The sequence below is a fragment of the Tsukamurella asaccharolytica genome, assembly GCF_007858435.1.
In the GTDB taxonomy this organism is placed as follows: domain Bacteria; phylum Actinomycetota; class Actinomycetes; order Mycobacteriales; family Mycobacteriaceae; genus Tsukamurella; species Tsukamurella asaccharolytica.
Genome location: NZ_VIGW01000002.1, coordinates 358,642 through 376,358, shown reverse-complemented (window position 1 = coordinate 376,358; position 17,717 = coordinate 358,642). Strand labels below are relative to the sequence as shown.

The following is a 17,717-nucleotide window of genomic DNA, read 5'->3' as shown; positions in this document are numbered from 1 at the left end:
CGGGTGCGCCCCTGCGACGGGCAGGGACTGTTCGACCGCGAGGGCCGGGAGGACTCGACCGGCGCTGGAGCGACTGCACGGCTCAACCCGCGACGGGGAGCCGGTCTGGATCAGACCCCGCCGCGGCAACCGAGGAGAAGGGCGCGCCACTGCACGAGTCGAATGTAGCGCATCGTCGTCGGGCAGGAAACGGGGATGGGGCGACGTGGGCTGTTCGTGCGGCTCTCGACATTCGCGATGGCGTCAGTGTGCGGCAAACCCGCAGGGCAGCGAGCCGCGTGAAACCTTTGGCGCACCGCCCTGTGCGACCTGCGGTGTTCCTGTGAGGTTCGCTCGCCGGAATCCCGATCGTAGATGTTGCAATTTTGAGAGAAGCGTCCCTACAATCTTGCGATTGCAACCTTCGCGTGTTGTCAGCGTGATGTAGAGGAGACCTCGGTGGACCACGTGGTGCACTCCCTGACCGGAGCCCAGTACGGAATGTGGCTCAGTCAGCAGATGTCCCCCGACGTCGCTTTCACGGTTGCGCAGTACGTCGACATCCAGGGGCCGTTCGATGTCGACATCATGCAGGCCGCCACCCGTGCCGCGAGCGACGAGTTCCTCTCCCCGTACGTCCGGATCGAGGTAGACGAGTCCGGCGCACCCGTGCAGCGGCTCGACCGGAGCATCGACTGCACCGCAGAGGTGATCGACCTGGGGCTCGCGGACCTACCCGAGGACCAGCGCATCGATGCCGCCGTAGCGTGGATGCGCGCCGAGTACTCGCGCCCGCTCGATCTCGCGACCGACGATCTGATGATCAACCGCCTCATCCGCGTCGCCGACGACCGCTGGCTCTGGTACGCCCGCGCGCACCACGCGGTCATCGACGGCTACGGCGCCTCGATCCTGCTCCAGCGCGTTGCCGAGCTGTACACCGCGCGCGCGGCCGGTACGGAAGTCCCACCGCTCAAACCCGCTCCCCTTACGCCCGAGGGCTTCGTCGCGGCGGAAGAGAAGTACTTCGGCTCCGCCCGCGCGGACGGCGATGCCGAATACTGGGCGGGGATCGTCGCGGATCTCCCCGAGGCGGCGGGCCTGAGCCGCGTGGTGGCGGCACCGTCGAGCCTGAACCTGCGCCGCAACGGCGTCCCCAGCGCCGAGCCCGGCGCCCGCCTCGAGGCCGCGGCTGAGCGCCTGGGCACCAACCGCACCGGCCTCGTGATCGCGGCCTTCGGCGCTTATGTCGCCGCGGTCTCGGGGCGCGAGCAGATCTCGGTGTCCGTGCCGGTGGCCGCCCGCACCACCGCCGCGCTGCGCGGCTCGACCGGTATGACCGCCAACGTACTGCCCATTCCGGTGCGAGCCGGCGTAGGTGCCACTGTCTCCGACATCATCGACGGCACCGGTCTCGACCTGCGCAACGGCTTGCGGCACCAGTTGTACCCCGCGGCCAGGATGAATGCGCCCACGCTGCGCGACGGCGTGGTGGGCTCCACCTTCGGCGACACCATCAACATCATGATGTTCTCGTCGGCGATCACGCTCGGCCAGGCGGCCGGGACCTTGAACCTCCTCACCTCCGGTCCGGCCGAGGACATCGCGGTCACCGTCTACGAGTCCGAACAGGGCGCCCTGCGGATCGACATGGAGGCCAATCCGGCCTCCTACACCGTGGCGGACCTGGACGCGCACTTCGAGCGCTTCATGGAGTACCTCGAGCGGTTCGCCGCGGCGCCCGGCGGCACGCCGGTCGTCGCGCTCCCCGTCGCCACCGACGCCGAGCACACCGAATGGTCGCGTTTCGCCGGCGCATCCGCTGGTACGCCCGCGGCGGCCGGCCAGTCGATCCCGTTGCCCGACCTGTTGCGCCGCGCCGCGGCCGCGCACCCGGAGCGGGTCGGCGTCATCGACGGCGATCGCAGCATCACCTACGGGGAACTGGATCAGTACAGCGACCGGCTCGCGCGCTACCTGATGACCGTGGGCGCGGCCCCCGAAGAGCGGGTGGCACTGCGTATTCCGCGTTCGCTGGAGTCGGTGATCGCCGTCTGGGCCGTCGCGAAGACCGGCGCCGCCTTCGTGCCGATCGACCCCAAGCTCCCCGCCGAGCGCGCCGAGCACATCGCCTCCGCCGCCACCCCCGTCGCGACCCTCACCCCGGCGGACCTCGCCCGCGTGTGGGGCCCCGGCGCGAACGCCGTTGCCAGCGAGGCGGACTGGCCGGCGATCGACCTGGCGAACCCTGCGTACGTGATCTTCACCTCGGGCTCGACCGGCAGGCCCAAGGGGGTCAGCGTCACACACGCCGGCCTGTCGAGCCTCGCGGCCGAGCTGGTCCGCTCGCACGGTCTCGCCGACGGCGCGCGCGTGATGCACTTCGTCTCCCCTGGCTTCGACGCCTCCGTCCTCGAGCTCCTCATGGCCGTTGACAGCGCCTCCACGCTTGTCGTGGTCCCGCCCGACGTCTACGGCGGCGAGGAGTTGGAAGAAGTTCTGGCGGACGGCGGGGTCAACGGCGGCTTCATCACGCCCGCCGCCGTCGCGACCCTCGACCCGGCGAAGCTCCCCGCCCTCACCTCGCTCGGCGTGGGCGGCGACACCGTGCCGCAGGCAGTCGTCGACAGATGGACAGGCAAGGGGCGCAGCCTCGTCAACGTCTACGGCCCCACCGAGACCACGATCGCTGTCACCCTGGGGGCGCTCCGGGCGGGGGAGCCCGTCCGGCTCGGCGGCCCGATCCCCGGGACGCGGCTGTACGTGCTGGACTCCTACCTCCGGCCGGCGCCCGTCGGCGTCGCCGGCGAGCTGTACATCTCCGGGCCGGGCATCGCACGTGGCTACCACGGAAACCCGCGACTCACTGCGGAACGGTTCGTGGCCAATCCCTTCGAGGCCGAGGGTGGTCGCATGTACCGCTCCGGCGACCTCGTGCGCTGGGACACGGACGGGACGCTGGAGTTCCTCGGTCGCATCGACTCGCAGGTGAAGCTGCGGGGCTTCCGCATCGAGCTCGGCGAGATCGACGCGGCCGCCATGCGCGTGCCCGGCGCCGAGCGTGCCGTCACCGTCGTGCACGGCGACGACACCGCCACCGCAGAGCTGGTCACCTACGTCACCGGCGCCGCCGATGTCGACGCGATCGCCGCGAGCATGGCGGCCGAGCTGCCGACGTACATGATCCCGTCGCACATCATCGCGCTCGAAGCGTTCCCGCTCACCGTGAACGGCAAGGTCGATCACAAGCAGCTGCCGCAGCCCGAGCGCGGGGCCGTGACCGGAGTCGCCGGTCGCGGCCCACGAACCGACGTCGAGGAACTCGTCGCCGATGCCTTCGCCGAGGTCATACCGGGCGTCGACAAGGGCGGCCTCGACGTCGCCACCACACTCTTCGATCTTGGCGGGAACTCCTTGTCCGCCACCAGGATCGCCGCGCGCCTGGGCTCCGCCACCGGAACCCGGGTCAGCGTCGCGACGGTCTTCGCGAACCCCACCGTCGAGGGGCTCGCCGCCGCGATCGGCGGCGCGCCAGTGCCCGCGCCGTCAATGTCCGTCGCGGCTGAGCCTGCGACGTCGACCGCCGAAACCACTGATCGGGAGCCGGAGTTCGCGGCACCGTCGGATCCCGAGGAAGCGGCCGAGCTACTGCCCGCACAGCATCAGATGTGGGTCCGCAACCGAGTGAGTCCGGATGGCTCGTACCACATCCCGGTCGCGCTGCACCTGCGCGGCGCCGTCGACGTCTCCGCCATGCGCGCGGCCCTGGGCGATGTCGTCGCCCGCCACACCCCGCTGCGCACGGTCTACCGCAATGGCCCCACCGCGGGCGAGCCCGAAGTGCAGGTGCTTCCGGCGGGCCCGAACCTGGTTCCCTTCACCGAGCGATCCGTCGCGCTCGATGAGTTGATGGCGGCAGCCGCGGATTACGCGGGCGAGCCCTTCGACCTCGCCGCCGACGTCCCGATCCGTGCGCGCCTGTACCGTATCAATGACCGGCACCAGGTACTCGTTCTGGTGATCCACCACATCGCCGCCGACGGCTGGTCGATGATGCCGCTGGCGGGCGACGTTGCTACGGCCTACGCCTCGCGAACGAGGGGCAAGTCGCCGAAGTTCCCACCACTCCCGCGGACCTACACCGAGCACGCCCGCTCGTACAAGCACCGCCTGACCGGGGCGCCGCGCCAGGCGCTCGACCGATTCTGGGCTGAGGTCCTCGCCGACCCGCCGGCCGAGTCGGTGCCGCCCTCCGCCGTTCCCCGCTCCGGCGGCGTCGTCTCCGCGGCTCGCTCGATCGACACCCGTGTCGCGCCCGAGGTCTGGGCCGGGGTGGCCGGCCTCGCCCGCGCGCACACCACCACTCCGTTCATCGTCGTGCATGCGGCCCTCGCGGCAGCGATCTCGCGTCTCTCGGGGCAGAGCGACCTGGTGATCGGCACCGCGGTCGCGGGGCGCGGCGAGGCCGAGCTCGACGGCCTCGTCGGCATGTTCGTCAACTCGATCGCATTGCGCACCCGCACGACGGAGGAGATGACCTTCGCGGAGCACCTCGCGGCCGTCAGCCGCGGGGATCTCGACGCGCTGGACCACTCGGATCTGCCGTTCGAATCCGTGCTCGAGCTGGTCGACCCACCGCGTGCCGCGGGCCGCCACCCGATCTTCCAGGTGATGCTGAACCAGCGGCCCTTCGACACCCATCACTTTCCGATGGCGGGAGTGGACGTCGAGGTCGTCGCCGTCGACGTGCCGATCGCCCGGTTCGACCTCGAGGTCACGCTCGGCGCCGACGGCACCATCGAGCTGCGCTACGCCTCCGAGCTGTACCGGGCGGAGCAGGCCGAGTCGATCCTCGACGCCCTCGTGGCAGTGCTCACCGCCGTGGGGCCGAACCCGCACACCCCGGTCGCAGAGTTGCCGATCATGTCGGCGGACCGACTTGCGGAGCTCACCCCAGTACGGGGCGTGGAGGCCGATTACCACATCCCGCTGGGGCAACTCATGCGCGAGGCCGCGCGCACCTACGCCAGCCGTCCCGCCGTGATCGACGGGCAGCGGGTGCGGACGTACCGCGAGCTGTACGCCGACGCGCGCAAGGTGGCCGCGGCCGTGCTCGCGGCGGGCTCGCGCCCCGGTGAGGCCGTGCTCACGGACCTGCCGCGCTCCGCGGAGTCCATCACCGCCTTCTGGGGCATCACCCTGGCCGGCGCGGCCGTGGCCCCGGTGGACCCGAAGTATCCCCAGGACCGTCGCGACTACATCGCGAACGACGTGCGTGCCCGCGTGGGCGTCACGGGCACCGGAACCGGTGTGGAGGGCGTCAACTGGGTCGCCATGGACGACCTGGACGGCGACGGCTACGACCCGCAGATCGTCCCGAACCTCGACGATGCCGCGTACGTCATCTACACCTCCGGTTCCACCGGCCAGCCCAAGGGCACCGTCGTCACCCACCGCGGCCTGGGCAATTTCGCCGAGGAACTGCACGTGCGCCTGCAGACCGGGGCCGACACCCGGGTCTTGGCCTTCGCCTCCACCGCCTTCGATGCGACGGTGCTCGAACACCTCATGGCGATCCGCGTGGGCGCGCCGCTGGTCGTGGTACCGCCGGGTACGACGGGCGGCCGCGAGCTGGAGAGAATCGTGGCCGATCACGGTGTCACGCACGGATTCCTGACTCCGTCCACCCTCGCCACCGTCGACCCGGAAGCGGTGCCGTCGTGGACGCACGTCCTCGCCGGGGGCGAGGCGCTTGGCCCCGGCCTGGCGAAGAAGTGGAGCGTCGGCCACCGTCTGCACAACGGTTACGGGCCTACCGAGACCACCATCATGACCGCGATCTCCGACCCGCTCTCCGGCGACGGCCGCGTGCCGATCGGACCACCCGTCCGGGGCCAGGCCCTGATGGTGCTCGATGAGGAACTGCGCCCGGTGCCGATCGGGATGCCCGGCGAGCTGTACGTGGCCGGCCCGCAGCTGGCGCGCGGCTACCACCGCCGCCCGCAGCTCACCGCGTCGCGATTCGTCGCGAACCCCTACGGCGAACCCGGAGCTCGCATGTACCGGACGGGCGACGTGGTTCGCTGGACCCGCAGCGACGGCGGCCGGCTCGTCGTCGATTTCGTGGGCCGCAACGACTTCCAGGTGAAGATCCGCGGCAATCGTATCGAGCTGGGCGAGATCGACGCGGCCATCGATACGATGCCGGGTGTCGACTTCGTCTCGACTCAGGTGCGTCCCGGCCCCGACGGTGCCCCCGCCCTCGTCGCGTACGTCAAGGGCGAGGTGGACCCGTCCGCGGTCCGTGCCCACGTGCGGACCCGCCTACCGGGGTTCATGATCCCCGCCGCGGTGATGATCGTCGCGGCCGTGCCCATGGGCAACACCGGCAAGCTGGACAACGCGGCCCTCCCGGAGCCGTACTTCGGTGGCACCGCAGATGCGGCGGCCACGCCCACCACGCCGGCGGAGCGCCGCGTCGTCGATGCCTTCCGCAAGGTGCTGGGCAGCGCCACCATCGGCGTCGAGGACGACTTCTTCGACCTCGGCGGCAACTCCCTATCGGCGAACGAGCTGGTGGGGCTGCTGGGCAACGGGATCGAGGCGCGTACCGTCTTCGACCTGCGCACGCCCGCAGCCATCGCCGCGGCCCTGACCGGCGATCCCGACCGGATCTCGAACGAGTCCGCGCTCGAGGATCAGGGGCTGCGCCGGGTCCAGCGCGGCGACCGCATGCCGCTCTCGTCGGCGCAGGAGCGGATGTGGTTGCAGAACAAGATCGACCCGGGCCCGACGTACAACATCGGCGCCGCCTTCCTGGCGAGCCGCCCCGTCGACAAGGCCGTCCTCGACGCCGCGCTGCGCGACGTACTCGCGCGACACGAGAGCCTGCGCACCCGGTACCCGTCCTCGGCCGAGGGTCCGTACCAGGAGATCCTGCCCGCCGACGCGCCCGAGGTCCGCGGTTTCGTCGCCGAGTTCGGCGTCGCGACCTCCAACGTCGCCGGCCAGGACGCGGCGATCACCGAATTCGTGGCGCGACCCTTCGCCCTCAATCGCGAGGTTCCGCTACGCGTCATGACGGCGCCCACGGGCAAGGGGTCGATCCTCGCGATCGCGGTGCACCACATCGCGGCCGACGGCGCCTCGGTGGTGCCGTTGACCCGCGACCTGATGGCCGCCTACCTGGCCCGCAGCAACGGATCCCAGCCGCAGTGGACCGAGCTGCCGCTGCAGTACGCGGACTACGCGGTGTGGCAGCGGGGCCAGGCGGAGAAGGACGCCGGCGCTGTGGACTACTTCGCGCAACGCCTGGCGGGCGTGCCCCAGGAGAGCTCCTTCCCGGCCGACGGACCGCGCCCGGCAATCGGCTCGACCGACGCCGGAGAGGTCGCCATCGTGCTGCCCAAGGCCGAACGGGATGCATTGGCGGACTTCGCCGGCAAGCGCGGCGTCTCCATGTTCATGGTGCTGCACGCGGGCCTGGTCGCCCTCCTGCACCGCGTCAACGACGCCGACGACGTGGTCGTGGGCACGCCCGTGATCGGGCGCACCGACCGGCGCCTGCGTGACGTGGTCGGCATGTTCGTCAACACGGTGGCGCTACGCACTACCGTGACCGGTGGCGAGAGCTTCGACGCCCTCGTCGACCGGATTCGCAGCGCGGACCTCGACGACCTGGTCCACGCGACCGCGCCGTTCGAGCGCGTCATCGAGGCCCTCCAGCCTCCGCGCAGCCGCGACCGGCACCCCGTCTTCCAGGTGGTGCTGAGCCACCAGAACCTGGGCGATCCGCTCAGCGTCCTCACCTCCGACGGTGCCGGCATGTTCGAGCTGGAACCGCTCCCGCTGGCGGCGGCGACGACCACCTTCGACGCCACCTTCGAGGTGCGTGAGGTCGAGGAGGGGCTCCGGTTCAACCTGCGTTACCGCACCGACCTGTATCGGCCGGCGACAGCCGAGGGCATCGTCGGCCGCCTTGCGCGGCTGGTGACGGCAGGCGTCGCTTCGCCGGATACCCCGGTCGCCGATCTACCGGTGCTGCTGCCCGAGGAGCAGGAGCTCTTCCGTCGGGCCTCGAGCACGATCGAACCGCACACCATGGCGGAGATCCTGGCGCGGGCCGTGCGGCAGCGCCCGGGTTCCCCGGCCCTGCGCGAGGGCGACCTGCATTACACCTACTCCGAGTTGGACTCGGCGGTCTCGGCGCTCGCCAATCGCCTCTCCGGCCTCGGTGTGAGTCCGGGAACCAGGGTGGCCGTGGCGATCCCACGGTCCGCGCCTTCGGTTGTCGCCTTCTGGGCGGTGGCCCGCCTCGGTGCCGTGTACCTGCCCGTCGACCCGAACTACCCGCCGGAGCGGATCGAGTACATCCTCGGGGATGCCGCGCCGGCGGTGGGCCTGACGGTTCGCGACACCGTCGGTGGTCTGCCGGGATCGGTCGAGTGGGTGACGGTGGACCTCGCGCCTTCGCGCGTTCAGCATCCGCCGGCGGAGGTCGCGCCCGTGGGCGTGGACGACCCGGCGTACGTCATCTACACCTCGGGCTCCACCGGCAAGCCCAAGGGCGTCGTCGTGCCGCACCGCGGCCTCGCCGCCATGGCCGACACTCTGGTCCGCCAGCACGCCGTGGGCGCCGGCGCGCGGGTACTGCACTTCGCCTCTCCCAGCTTCGACGCCTCGATCCTGGAGCTGCTCCTCGCGACCTGGTCGCGCGCCGAGCTGGTGATCGCGCCGGTCACGCTCTACGGTGGGGCGCCGCTCGGTGACTTCCTCGCGGACAACGAGGTGACTCATGCCTTCATCACCCCGGCCGCGCTCGCGACGATCCCCGATCGCGACCTTCCGTTGCTCGAGGCGCTCAGCGTGGGCGGCGACGTGCTCCAGACGGAGCTGGCCCGCCGCTGGTCGGGTGGCCGGATCCTGATCAACGCCTACGGCCCGACCGAGGTGACGATCGCCGCGACCATGGGCGCCGTCGATCCCGACGCCGTCGGCATCGGGAGCGCGGTCGCGGACGCGCAACTGATGATCTGCGACGAGCGTCTCAACCTGGTGGCGCCCGGTACTGTCGGCGAGCTCTACGTCGCGGGCCCGGGTGTGGCGCACGGCTACCTCGATCGTCCGGAGCTCACCGCGTCGCGGTTCGTGGCCAACCCGTACAACGACGCGCAGGGCTACAAGCGGATGTACCGCACGGGTGATCTGGTGCGCTGGCGCGCCTCGCGTTCCGGCGAGCCGGTGCTCGAATTCGTGGGCCGCAGTGACGACCAGCTCAAGGTACGCGGGTTCCGGGTGGAGCCGGGCGAGGTCGCCGCGGCCGTCGAGAGCCACCCGGACGTGCGACAGGCCGTCGTGGTCGTCGATCGCGGCGACGGGTCCGTCGAGTCGCAGGCAGCGGCCCGTCTGGTCGCGTACTACGTGGCCGAGCGCGCCGTCACCGTCGACGATCTCCGGACGTGGGTCGGGGATCGCCTTCCGCGGCATATGGTCCCCGCTGTGTTCCAGGCGATCGACAGCGTGCCCGTCACCGCTCATGGGAAGACCGACGTCAAGGCCCTGCCCGCCGTAGGCGTCCCGGCGACCGGGGGCGGGACCGACGTGGAATCGCCGCGCGTCTCCCTCGTACAGCCCGGGACGCGGCAGCAGCGCGGTGCCTCGGCGGCCGCGATCGAGGGCGAGGTCGCCGAGATCCTCGCCGATGTGCTCGGCGTGGCCTCGCTCGGCGCGGATGACGACTTCTTCGCCGTCGGTGGCACCTCGCTGCAGGCCGCGATCGCCGTCGACCGGCTGCGAGAGCGCTTCACCGCGGACGACGCCAGCATCCGCTGGTTCTTCGAGGACGCCAGGGTCGGGACGATCGCGGCGCGGATCGCCGGTGCCCCGGCACCGGTGTCCACCACCGCGGTGATCACCGGGGTGGCAGCGGATTCCGACACCGCCATCACCGACCCGATCCTGCCCCTGCGCGCGGGCACGCCCGGTGTTGACCCGCTGTACTGCGTGCACCCCGCGGTGGGACTCGCGTGGAACTACCTCGGCCTGTCGGGCGAGCTCGACCCGAGCATCCCCATCATCGGCCTGCAGTCGCCCGGCATCTCCCACCCGATGCCGCCGGCGGACTCGATCAAGGAGCTCGCCCGCACCTACGTTCGCAACATCCGGGCGAGCCGGCCGCACGGCCCGTACAACCTGCTCGGGTGGTCTCTCGGTGGCCTCATCGCACACGAGATGGCAGTGGAGCTGCGGGGTCTCGGCGAGAAGGTCAACCTGGCGCTCATGGACGCGTACCCGCTGGGCGACTACCGCGGGGCCCGCGAGGAGATGTCCATCGCCGCGCTGCTGCGCGAGTTCGTCGGGCTCGAGGTGGACGACGACGCCGAGCTCACCCTCGACGACGCGCTCGACCTGCTCTCCACCGCCGGCGGCCCGGCTCGCGAGCTCTCCCGTGATCAGATGGAGCGGCTCCTGACGAACTACCGGCACAACACGACGCTCGGGTACTCGCACCGTCCGCGCGAATACGACGGTGACATGCTGGTCCTCCGCGCGACCGAGCAGACCACCGGCGGACTCGTACCGCAACTCTGGCGACCGTACGTGACCGGTCTCGTGCAGGTGCACGACATCGAGGCGACGCACAACGAGCTCGGTGCTTCACCGGCGATCGACGAGGTCGCGCGGACGATGAACGCCTTCCTCACGGGCGACTACACCGCGGCGGTCGCGTCCACGAGCAGGACGCTCGACGACGCGAAGCCCCTGGTCAGCGTCCGCGGCCTGGCCCGCAAGTACGGGCGCGGCAAGAAGGCGGTGTATGCGCTGCGCGGCGTCGACCTCGACATCGCGCCCGGCAGCGTGCACGCCCTGCTGGGCCCGAACGGTGCCGGGAAGACGACCACGGTGAAGATCATCGCGACGCTCATGAAGCCGTCCGCGGGCTCAGTGACCATCGACGGCGTCGATGCGCTGGCCGATCCGCGTCGCGCCCGGTCGATCATCGGGCTGTCGGGCCAGTATTCGGCAGTCGACGAGAACCTCACGGGCCGTGAGAACCTCGAGATGTTCGCCCGCCTCTACGGCTTCGATAAGATCTCGGCGGAAGCGCGCGCGAACGAGCTGCTCAAGCAGTTCCGGCTCACCGCCGCCGCGGATCGCGCCTCGGGCACGTACTCGGGTGGCATGCGGAGGCGTCTCGACCTGGCGAGCGCCATCATCGCCCGGCCACGCCTGGTGGTGCTCGACGAGCCCACCACGGGGCTCGACCCGCGCAGCCGCAAGGACGTGTGGGACGTGATCGCCCGGCTCAGCAAGGAGGACGGCATCTCGGTGCTGCTCACCACGCAGTACCTCGACGAGGCCGAGATCCTGGCCGACCTGGTCACGATCATCGACCAGGGCCGGATCATCCGGTCCGGCACCGTGCCCGAGCTGAAGTCGGCCGCCGCGGCCGACCTGATCCAGATCGGCCTGCGCGAGCGCGATCGTGTGACAGCGTGGCCGATCCTGGCCCGCCATGCCATCGACGGCACCGCGATCCGGGAGGCCAGTGGCCTCAGCGCGATCCGCGTGGCCGACGGCAAGCACAAGCTGGTCGCCGTGCTCAACGACCTGCGGGAGGCCGGCGTCCACGTCGAATCGGCGATGCTGCGTGAGGCCACCCTCGACGACGTCTTCTTCGCCCTCACCGGCGAGGACGCGAACAAGACCGAGGAGGACAACGCATGACCGCGATCACCTTCCCGCGGGAGCGGGAGCCGTCGCTGGGCGGATTCCTCAGCGACTGCGCGGTGATGACCCGCCGCAACCTGACGACGCTGATCCGGATCCCGCAGTTGCTCCTGGGCGCGACGGTGCAGCCGATCATGTTCGTGCTGCTGTTCAGCTACGTCTTCGGCTCGGCGCTCGGCGGCGAGGTCGGCGGCGACCGCTACCGCGAGTTCCTGCTCGCCGGCATCCTCGTGCAGACGGTGGCCTTCAGCTCCGGTCCCACCGCGATCGGCGTGGCCTCGGACATGAAGAACGGCATCATCGACCGGTTCAGCTCACTTCCCATGTCGCGCCTCGCCGTGATGGTCGGCCGCACCACGTCCGACCTCGTCGTCAACGTGATCAGCGTGGCGGTGATGCTGCTCGTAGGCCTCGCGGTGGGCTGGCGGTTCCGGGGCAGCTGGGTCGACGCGGCGATCTCGCTGGCCACGCTGTTCCTCTTCGGCTTCGCGATGTCTTGGCTCGGCGCGCTCATCGGGCTCTCGGTATCGACCCCCGAGTCCGCCCAGGCCGTGTGCATGATCGTCATGTTCCCGATGGCCTTCATCTCCTCGGCGTTCATCGCCTCCGGCGACCTGCCCGGCCCGCTCCGCACCATCGCCTCGTGGAACCCCGTGACCTCCATGGCGCGCTCCTTGCGCGAGGCCTTCGGAAACCCCATCAGCCCGAAACCCGTGGTGGACGAGCCGATCAACTGGGCCGCTCAGCACGCGACGGCGTACTCGGCCCTCGTCTCCCTCGCGATGATCGCGATCATCGTGCCCCTCGCCGTCCGTGCGTACACGAAGCACTGACGGCCCGAACGAACCGACCCCGGATCCCTGTGAACAAGGAGGAACACCCATGATCAACCCCTTCGACGACGAGTCCGGCGAGTTCGTCGTGTTGGTCAACGACGAAGGCCAGCACTCCCTGTGGCCCACGTTCCGGGAGACTCCGCGCGGGTGGACCGTCGCCTTCGGCGAGGGCGGCCGTTCCCGGACCGAGTGCCTCGAATACATCGAGTCGGCGTGGGTGGACCTCCGCCCGCTCAGTCTGCGCGCCTGAGCGCCTGCCCGCGCCGTTCTTACATGGCGTGCGGGTACACGCTCACCATGTGCGCGCCGTACCAGCAGGTGATCGTGACGATGCCGGCACAGGTCCAGATCTGCGTGCGGGTCGAGGTCTTCGCCAGCGCGATGGCGATCGGGATCAAGAGCACGAACGCGGGCAGGAGCAGGCGGGGGCGCGACATCATGAGGCCGCCCGAGCCGAGCAGCGAGATCACGACCAGCGCGCCGTACAGCGTGATCGGCCAGGGCATCTTGGCGCGGACCGCGAGCACGATCAGCAGGATCGACGCGATGAGCAGCGCGACCACCGAGAGATCCGCGATGTCCGAGCCGTTGATCAGCGCATAATTGACGAACTGCCACGTCTGCGCGCCGAGGTCGAAGGTCGTCCCCCAACCCTCCGTCTGGATCCGGAACCAGCCCGTCGGGCTGCCGGTGTGGCGTGCCACGACCGCCAGATACGTCACCCATCCCAGAGGGGCCAGCAGCACGCAGAGCGCGGCCCTGACGCGCTCGGTACCGCCGGACGACAGCACCACGAGCAGCGCGGCGAGCGCGACGACTCCGATCAGGACCACCGACGTGGGCCGGCAGAAGCCGGCCAGGGCCGTGCAGATCCCCGCGAGGATCCATTTGCGTTCCATGACGCCGACCAGCGCCCAGCCGGCCAGCGCGCAGTAGAGGGCCTCCGTGTAGGCCATCGTGAGCACGATGGACATCGGTGCGGCCGCGAACAGCACCGTCGTCAGGAGGCCGGCGCGTTCGGCGAGGTGGGCGGGCACCTGCGGCATGTGTTCGACGCACAGGCGCCCCAGGCGGTACGCCGCGACTGCCGCCGCGCAGCCCAGGATCACGTTGACCGTGAGGGCGGCGCGGTAGGCATCGAAGCCGGGCAGCTGCGCCACCGCCCGCACCAGCATGGGGAAGCCCGGGAAGAAGGCGTAGGCGGTGTCCGCGGTGTGCTCGCCTCGCGCGTCGACGAACCGCCAGGGCATGTCGTTGTAGCCGTAGGTGGCGAGGCCGATCATCCACTTGCCGTCCCAGGCCGTCAGAAGATCGGCGAGATTCTGGTTGCGGAGCTGCGCGAACCTCGCGAGCACCGCGAGCCCGATGCCGCGAATCGCGAGATACACGACGATCGGCAGCCAGACGTCACGGGTGCGGTCGAGCAGGGACGACGGTGCCGTCGCGGCTCCGGTGTCGGCGAGGTCGGGGGCGGTCGGCACGGCTTGCATCGTACCGACGGTGCCCGGCGCGTCGCCCCCGCGCGCGCCGGCCGAGGTCACGGAGCGGCGACCCGGGTGATCGTGCAGTTCACGGCGTTGTTGCCCGACTGGGTGAACTCCTGCTCGTTGACCACGATGGTGCAGGTCACGGGGCCCCTGCCGGTCACGACGAGCGACATGGTGTTGCCGATCGTCGCGGTGCCCTGCCACTCCCAGGGCAGCGACGAGGCCTTCGGGATGGTGCTGCCCTGCACGCCGACCACGAGGACCGCGCCCGCGCCGTTGCCGGTCGCCGAGAGCTTGAGCCGCACCGTCTGGCCGGTGCCCGCGCCGGTGGTGGTCTTCGGTGCGGTCGTGAGGAAGCCGTCGGATTGGGTGGCGGGTTCGCTGGGTGGCGTCACGGCACCCGTCGTCGGGGCGCCCGCCGTCGTGGTGGCTCCGGCGGAGAAGGTGACGGGTGACGCCGTCGTCTCGCCGGAATTCCTGAGACCGAGGCCGAGGGCGACCGCTCCGGCGACGGCGACCACGGCCACGATCGCGACCACCGCGATGATCAGGCCCTTGTTTCCGCCACCGTTCCCACCACCCGTGCCGCCGCCGGCGGGGCCGTTCCAGTGCGGCGGGGGCCCCGCGGGGTACCCGCCCTGCGGGTAGCTGGCCTGCCACTGTCCGGGCTGGGCAGCGGGCTGTGCGCCCGGCTGCCCGGCGGGACGACCGCCGGCGTTCTGGCCGGGGTTCGGGCCGCCGTTCGGGCCGCCGTAGGGATTCATGGGGATCTCCTGTGTTCGCGTTCCCGCCGATTATCCGCGATTGCGCTGAACGGTGGGTTGCGCACCACTTGGAAGCGGCGCCTCCGGAGCGAAGAACCCAGGTCGGTACGATCAAGACGCACATCGAAGACCGCAACGGAGAGGTTCCACGTGGCACTCGTCGTCCAGAAGTACGGAGGCAGCTCCGTCTCCTCCGCCGAGCGCATCCGGCGCGTGGCCGAACGGATCGTCGAGACCAAGCGCGCGGGCAACGACGTCGTCGTCGTCGTCTCCGCTATGGGAGATACCACCGATGAGCTGCTGGATCTCGCCAATCAGGTGTGCCCCGCGCCGCCGGCTCGCGAGATGGACATGCTGCTCACGTCCGGCGAGCGGATCTCCAACGCGCTCGTCGCGATGGCCATCCACTCGCTCGGTGCCGAGGCGCAGTCCTTCACGGGCTCGCAGGCGGGTGTCATCACCACCAGCAAGCACGGCGCGGCGAAAATCATCGACGTCACGCCCGGTCGCGTCCAAGCCGCGATCGGAGACGGCAAGATCGTTCTCGTCGCTGGCTTCCAGGGCGTCTCGCAGGACACCAAGGACGTCACCACGCTCGGTCGTGGCGGGTCCGACACGACCGCCGTCGCCCTCGCGGCGGCCCTGAACGCCGACGTCTGCGAGATCTACACCGACGTCGACGGTGTCTACACCGCCGACCCGCGCATCGTGCCCAATGCCAAGCACCTCAAGACCGTCTCCTTCGAGGAGATGCTCGAGATGGCGGCGTGCGGCGCGAAGGTGCTCATGCTCCGGTGCGTGGAGTACGCGCGCCGCTACAACGTCCCGGTCCATGTGCGCTCGTCGTACTCGACCAAGCCCGGCACCATCGTCAACGGATCTATGGAGGACATCCCCGTGGAAGAGGCAATTCTCACCGGCGTCGCCCACGACCGCAGCGAGGCGAAGATCACCGTCGTCGGCCTCGAGGACAAGCCGGGCTACGCCGCCCGCGTCTTCCGCGCGATCGCCGACGCCGAGATCAACATCGACATGGTGTTGCAGAACGTGTCCAAGGTCGACACGGGCCGCACCGACATCACCTTCACCCTGCCGCGCGAGCTCGGCCCGCTGGGCGTGGAGAAGCTCGAGATCCTCCGCAAGGAGATCGGTTTCGACTCCGTCGTCTACGACGATCATGTCGGCAAGGTCTCGCTGGTCGGCGCCGGCATGAAGAGCCATCCCGGCGTCACCGCCACGTTCTGCGAGGCGCTGTCGAAGGCCGGCATCAACATCGAGCTGATCTCCACCTCGGAGATCCGCATCTCGGTCCTCATTCGCGACACCGAGCTCGACGAGGCCGTCACGGCGCTGCACGAAGCCTTCGACCTCGGCTCGGACGAAGAGGCCACCGTCTACGCGGGAACGGGGCGATAGTCATGGGCGTACGCGTCGGAGTCGTCGGCGCCACCGGCCAGGTGGGCGCCGTCATGCGGCAGTTGCTGCTGGACCGGAACTTCCCGGCCGACGAGGTGCGGTTCTTCGCGTCCTCGCGGTCCGCGGGGAAGACGCTGCCCTTCGGGGACCGCGAGATCGTCGTCGAGGACGCCGAGACCGCGGACCCGGCGGGACTGGATATCGCGCTGTTCAGCGCGGGCGCCACGATGTCGCGGGTGCAGGCGCCGCGGTTCGCGGCGGCCGGGGTCACCGTGATCGACAACTCGAGCGCCTTCCGCAAGGACCCGGACGTGCCGCTCGTGGTCTCGGAGGTGAACCCGGACCAGGTCCGCGACCTGAAGAAGGGCATCATCGCCAACCCGAACTGCACCACCATGGCTGCGATGCCGGTGCTGAAGGTGCTGCACGACGAGGCGGGCCTGCAGCGGCTCATCGTGTCCTCGTACCAGGCCGTCTCCGGTTCCGGCCTCGCCGGCGTCGAGGAGCTCGTCACCCAGGTCCGCGCGGTGGAGCCCGAGGCCGAGAAGCTGGTGCACGACGGTTCCGCCGTGACGTTCCCGGCGCCGAACAAGTACGTCGCGCCGATCGCCTTCAACGTGCTGCCGCTGGCCGGCGCGATCGTGGAGGACGGCTCCGGTGAGACCGATGAGGACCAGAAGTTGCGCAACGAGTCGCGCAAGATCCTCGGCCTGCCCGAGCTCCTGGTGTCCGGCACGTGCGTGCGCGTCCCGGTGCTCACCGGCCACTCGCTCTCGATCAACGCCGAGTTCGCCGCGCCGCTGTCGGTGGCGCGGGCGCAGGAGCTACTGTCGAACGCCCCGGGGGTGAAGCTCGTCGACGTGCCGACGCCGCTCGCCGCCGCTGGCGCCGACGATTCGCTCGTCGGGCGGATCCGGCAGGATCCGGGCGTGCCCGAAGGCCGCGGGATCGCGCTGTTCATCAGCGGCGACAACCTGCGCAAGGGCGCCGCGCTGAACACCGTGCAGATCGCGGAGCTGCTGGTGTAGCGACGCGAGGTGGGCCGGCCGGGCACTTCCGTCGATCGACCTGGCCGCCGAGCTCAATGTCTGCTACTGTGGAGTTGGTTGATTTTCTTGGTGGCTAGTTTCGCGAAGATTTTCCGCGGCGGCACATTCATTCTCCGTAAGCATTTCCGACAGCTTGGTTTTTGCGTACCTCCGCACACCCAGGATCGATACATTCGATCCTGCAACACTTTTGATACTCAGGAGAGTAATCGCATGGCTCAGCAGGGCACCGTCAAGTGGTTCAACGCCGACAAGGGCTTCGGGTTCATCACCCCGGACTCCGGCAGCAAGGACCTCTTCGTCCACTTCTCCGGCATTGTCAGCAACGGCGGCTTCCGCAGCCTCAACGAGAATGACCGTGTCAGCTTCGACGAGCAGGCTGGCGATCGCGGCCCCCAGGCCGTCGCCGTCCAGACGCTGGCGTAACGCAACAGACCGACGCAGCAAGCGTTCCGA

At 70.1% G+C, this 17,717-nt stretch carries 8 protein-coding genes; 6 read left to right on the top strand and 2 right to left on the bottom strand.

Going from position 1 to position 17,717, the window contains the following annotated elements:
* The first annotated feature begins 438 nt into the window (after positions 1-438).
* From FK529_RS05090 to FK529_RS05080, 3 genes are read left to right on the top strand one after another with little or no spacing between them, the layout of a single operon-like run.
* Complete coding sequence (locus FK529_RS05090; RefSeq protein ID WP_146559936.1) at positions 439-11,706, top strand: non-ribosomal peptide synthetase; 11,268 nt, start codon at positions 439-441, stop codon at positions 11,704-11,706.
* Complete coding sequence (locus tag FK529_RS05085) at positions 11,703-12,542, top strand: ABC transporter permease (protein ID WP_146559935.1); 840 nt, start codon at positions 11,703-11,705, stop codon at positions 12,540-12,542. Before FK529_RS05090 ends, FK529_RS05085 begins: the two co-directional genes overlap by 4 nt.
* Positions 12,543-12,591: 49 nt before the next feature.
* Positions 12,592-12,795, top strand: coding sequence for an MbtH family protein (locus FK529_RS05080; protein ID WP_146559934.1), 204 nt, complete (start codon positions 12,592-12,594; stop codon positions 12,793-12,795).
* A gap of 19 nt (positions 12,796-12,814) precedes the next feature.
* Here the strand turns inward: FK529_RS05080 and FK529_RS05075 are convergent, their stop codons facing one another.
* Together FK529_RS05075 and FK529_RS05070 are read right to left on the bottom strand one after the other, a co-directional pair.
* Positions 12,815-14,035, bottom strand: coding sequence for a mannosyltransferase family protein (locus tag FK529_RS05075; protein WP_231702923.1), 1,221 nt, complete (start codon positions 14,033-14,035; stop codon positions 12,815-12,817).
* A gap of 47 nt (positions 14,036-14,082) precedes the next feature.
* Positions 14,083-14,796 carry a hypothetical protein gene (locus tag FK529_RS05070; RefSeq protein ID WP_146559932.1) on the bottom strand — a complete coding sequence of 238 codons (714 nt, stop codon included), beginning with the start codon at positions 14,794-14,796 and terminating at the stop codon, positions 14,083-14,085.
* Between the two features lie 150 nt (positions 14,797-14,946).
* Between FK529_RS05070 and FK529_RS05065 the strand changes: the two genes are divergently transcribed.
* The 3 genes from FK529_RS05065 (at position 14,947) to FK529_RS05055 (ending at position 17,687) form a co-directional block, all read left to right on the top strand.
* Positions 14,947-16,212, top strand: a complete 1,266-nt coding sequence (locus FK529_RS05065) for an aspartate kinase (RefSeq protein ID WP_146559931.1) — start codon at positions 14,947-14,949, stop codon at positions 16,210-16,212.
* A 2-nt stretch (positions 16,213-16,214) separates the two neighbouring features.
* Positions 16,215-17,240, top strand: coding sequence for an aspartate-semialdehyde dehydrogenase (locus tag FK529_RS05060; RefSeq protein WP_146559930.1), 1,026 nt, complete (start codon positions 16,215-16,217; stop codon positions 17,238-17,240).
* A gap of 234 nt (positions 17,241-17,474) precedes the next feature.
* Positions 17,475-17,687, top strand: coding sequence for a cold-shock protein (locus FK529_RS05055; protein ID WP_146559929.1), 213 nt, complete (start codon positions 17,475-17,477; stop codon positions 17,685-17,687).
* Positions 17,688-17,717: the final 30 nt, after the last annotated feature.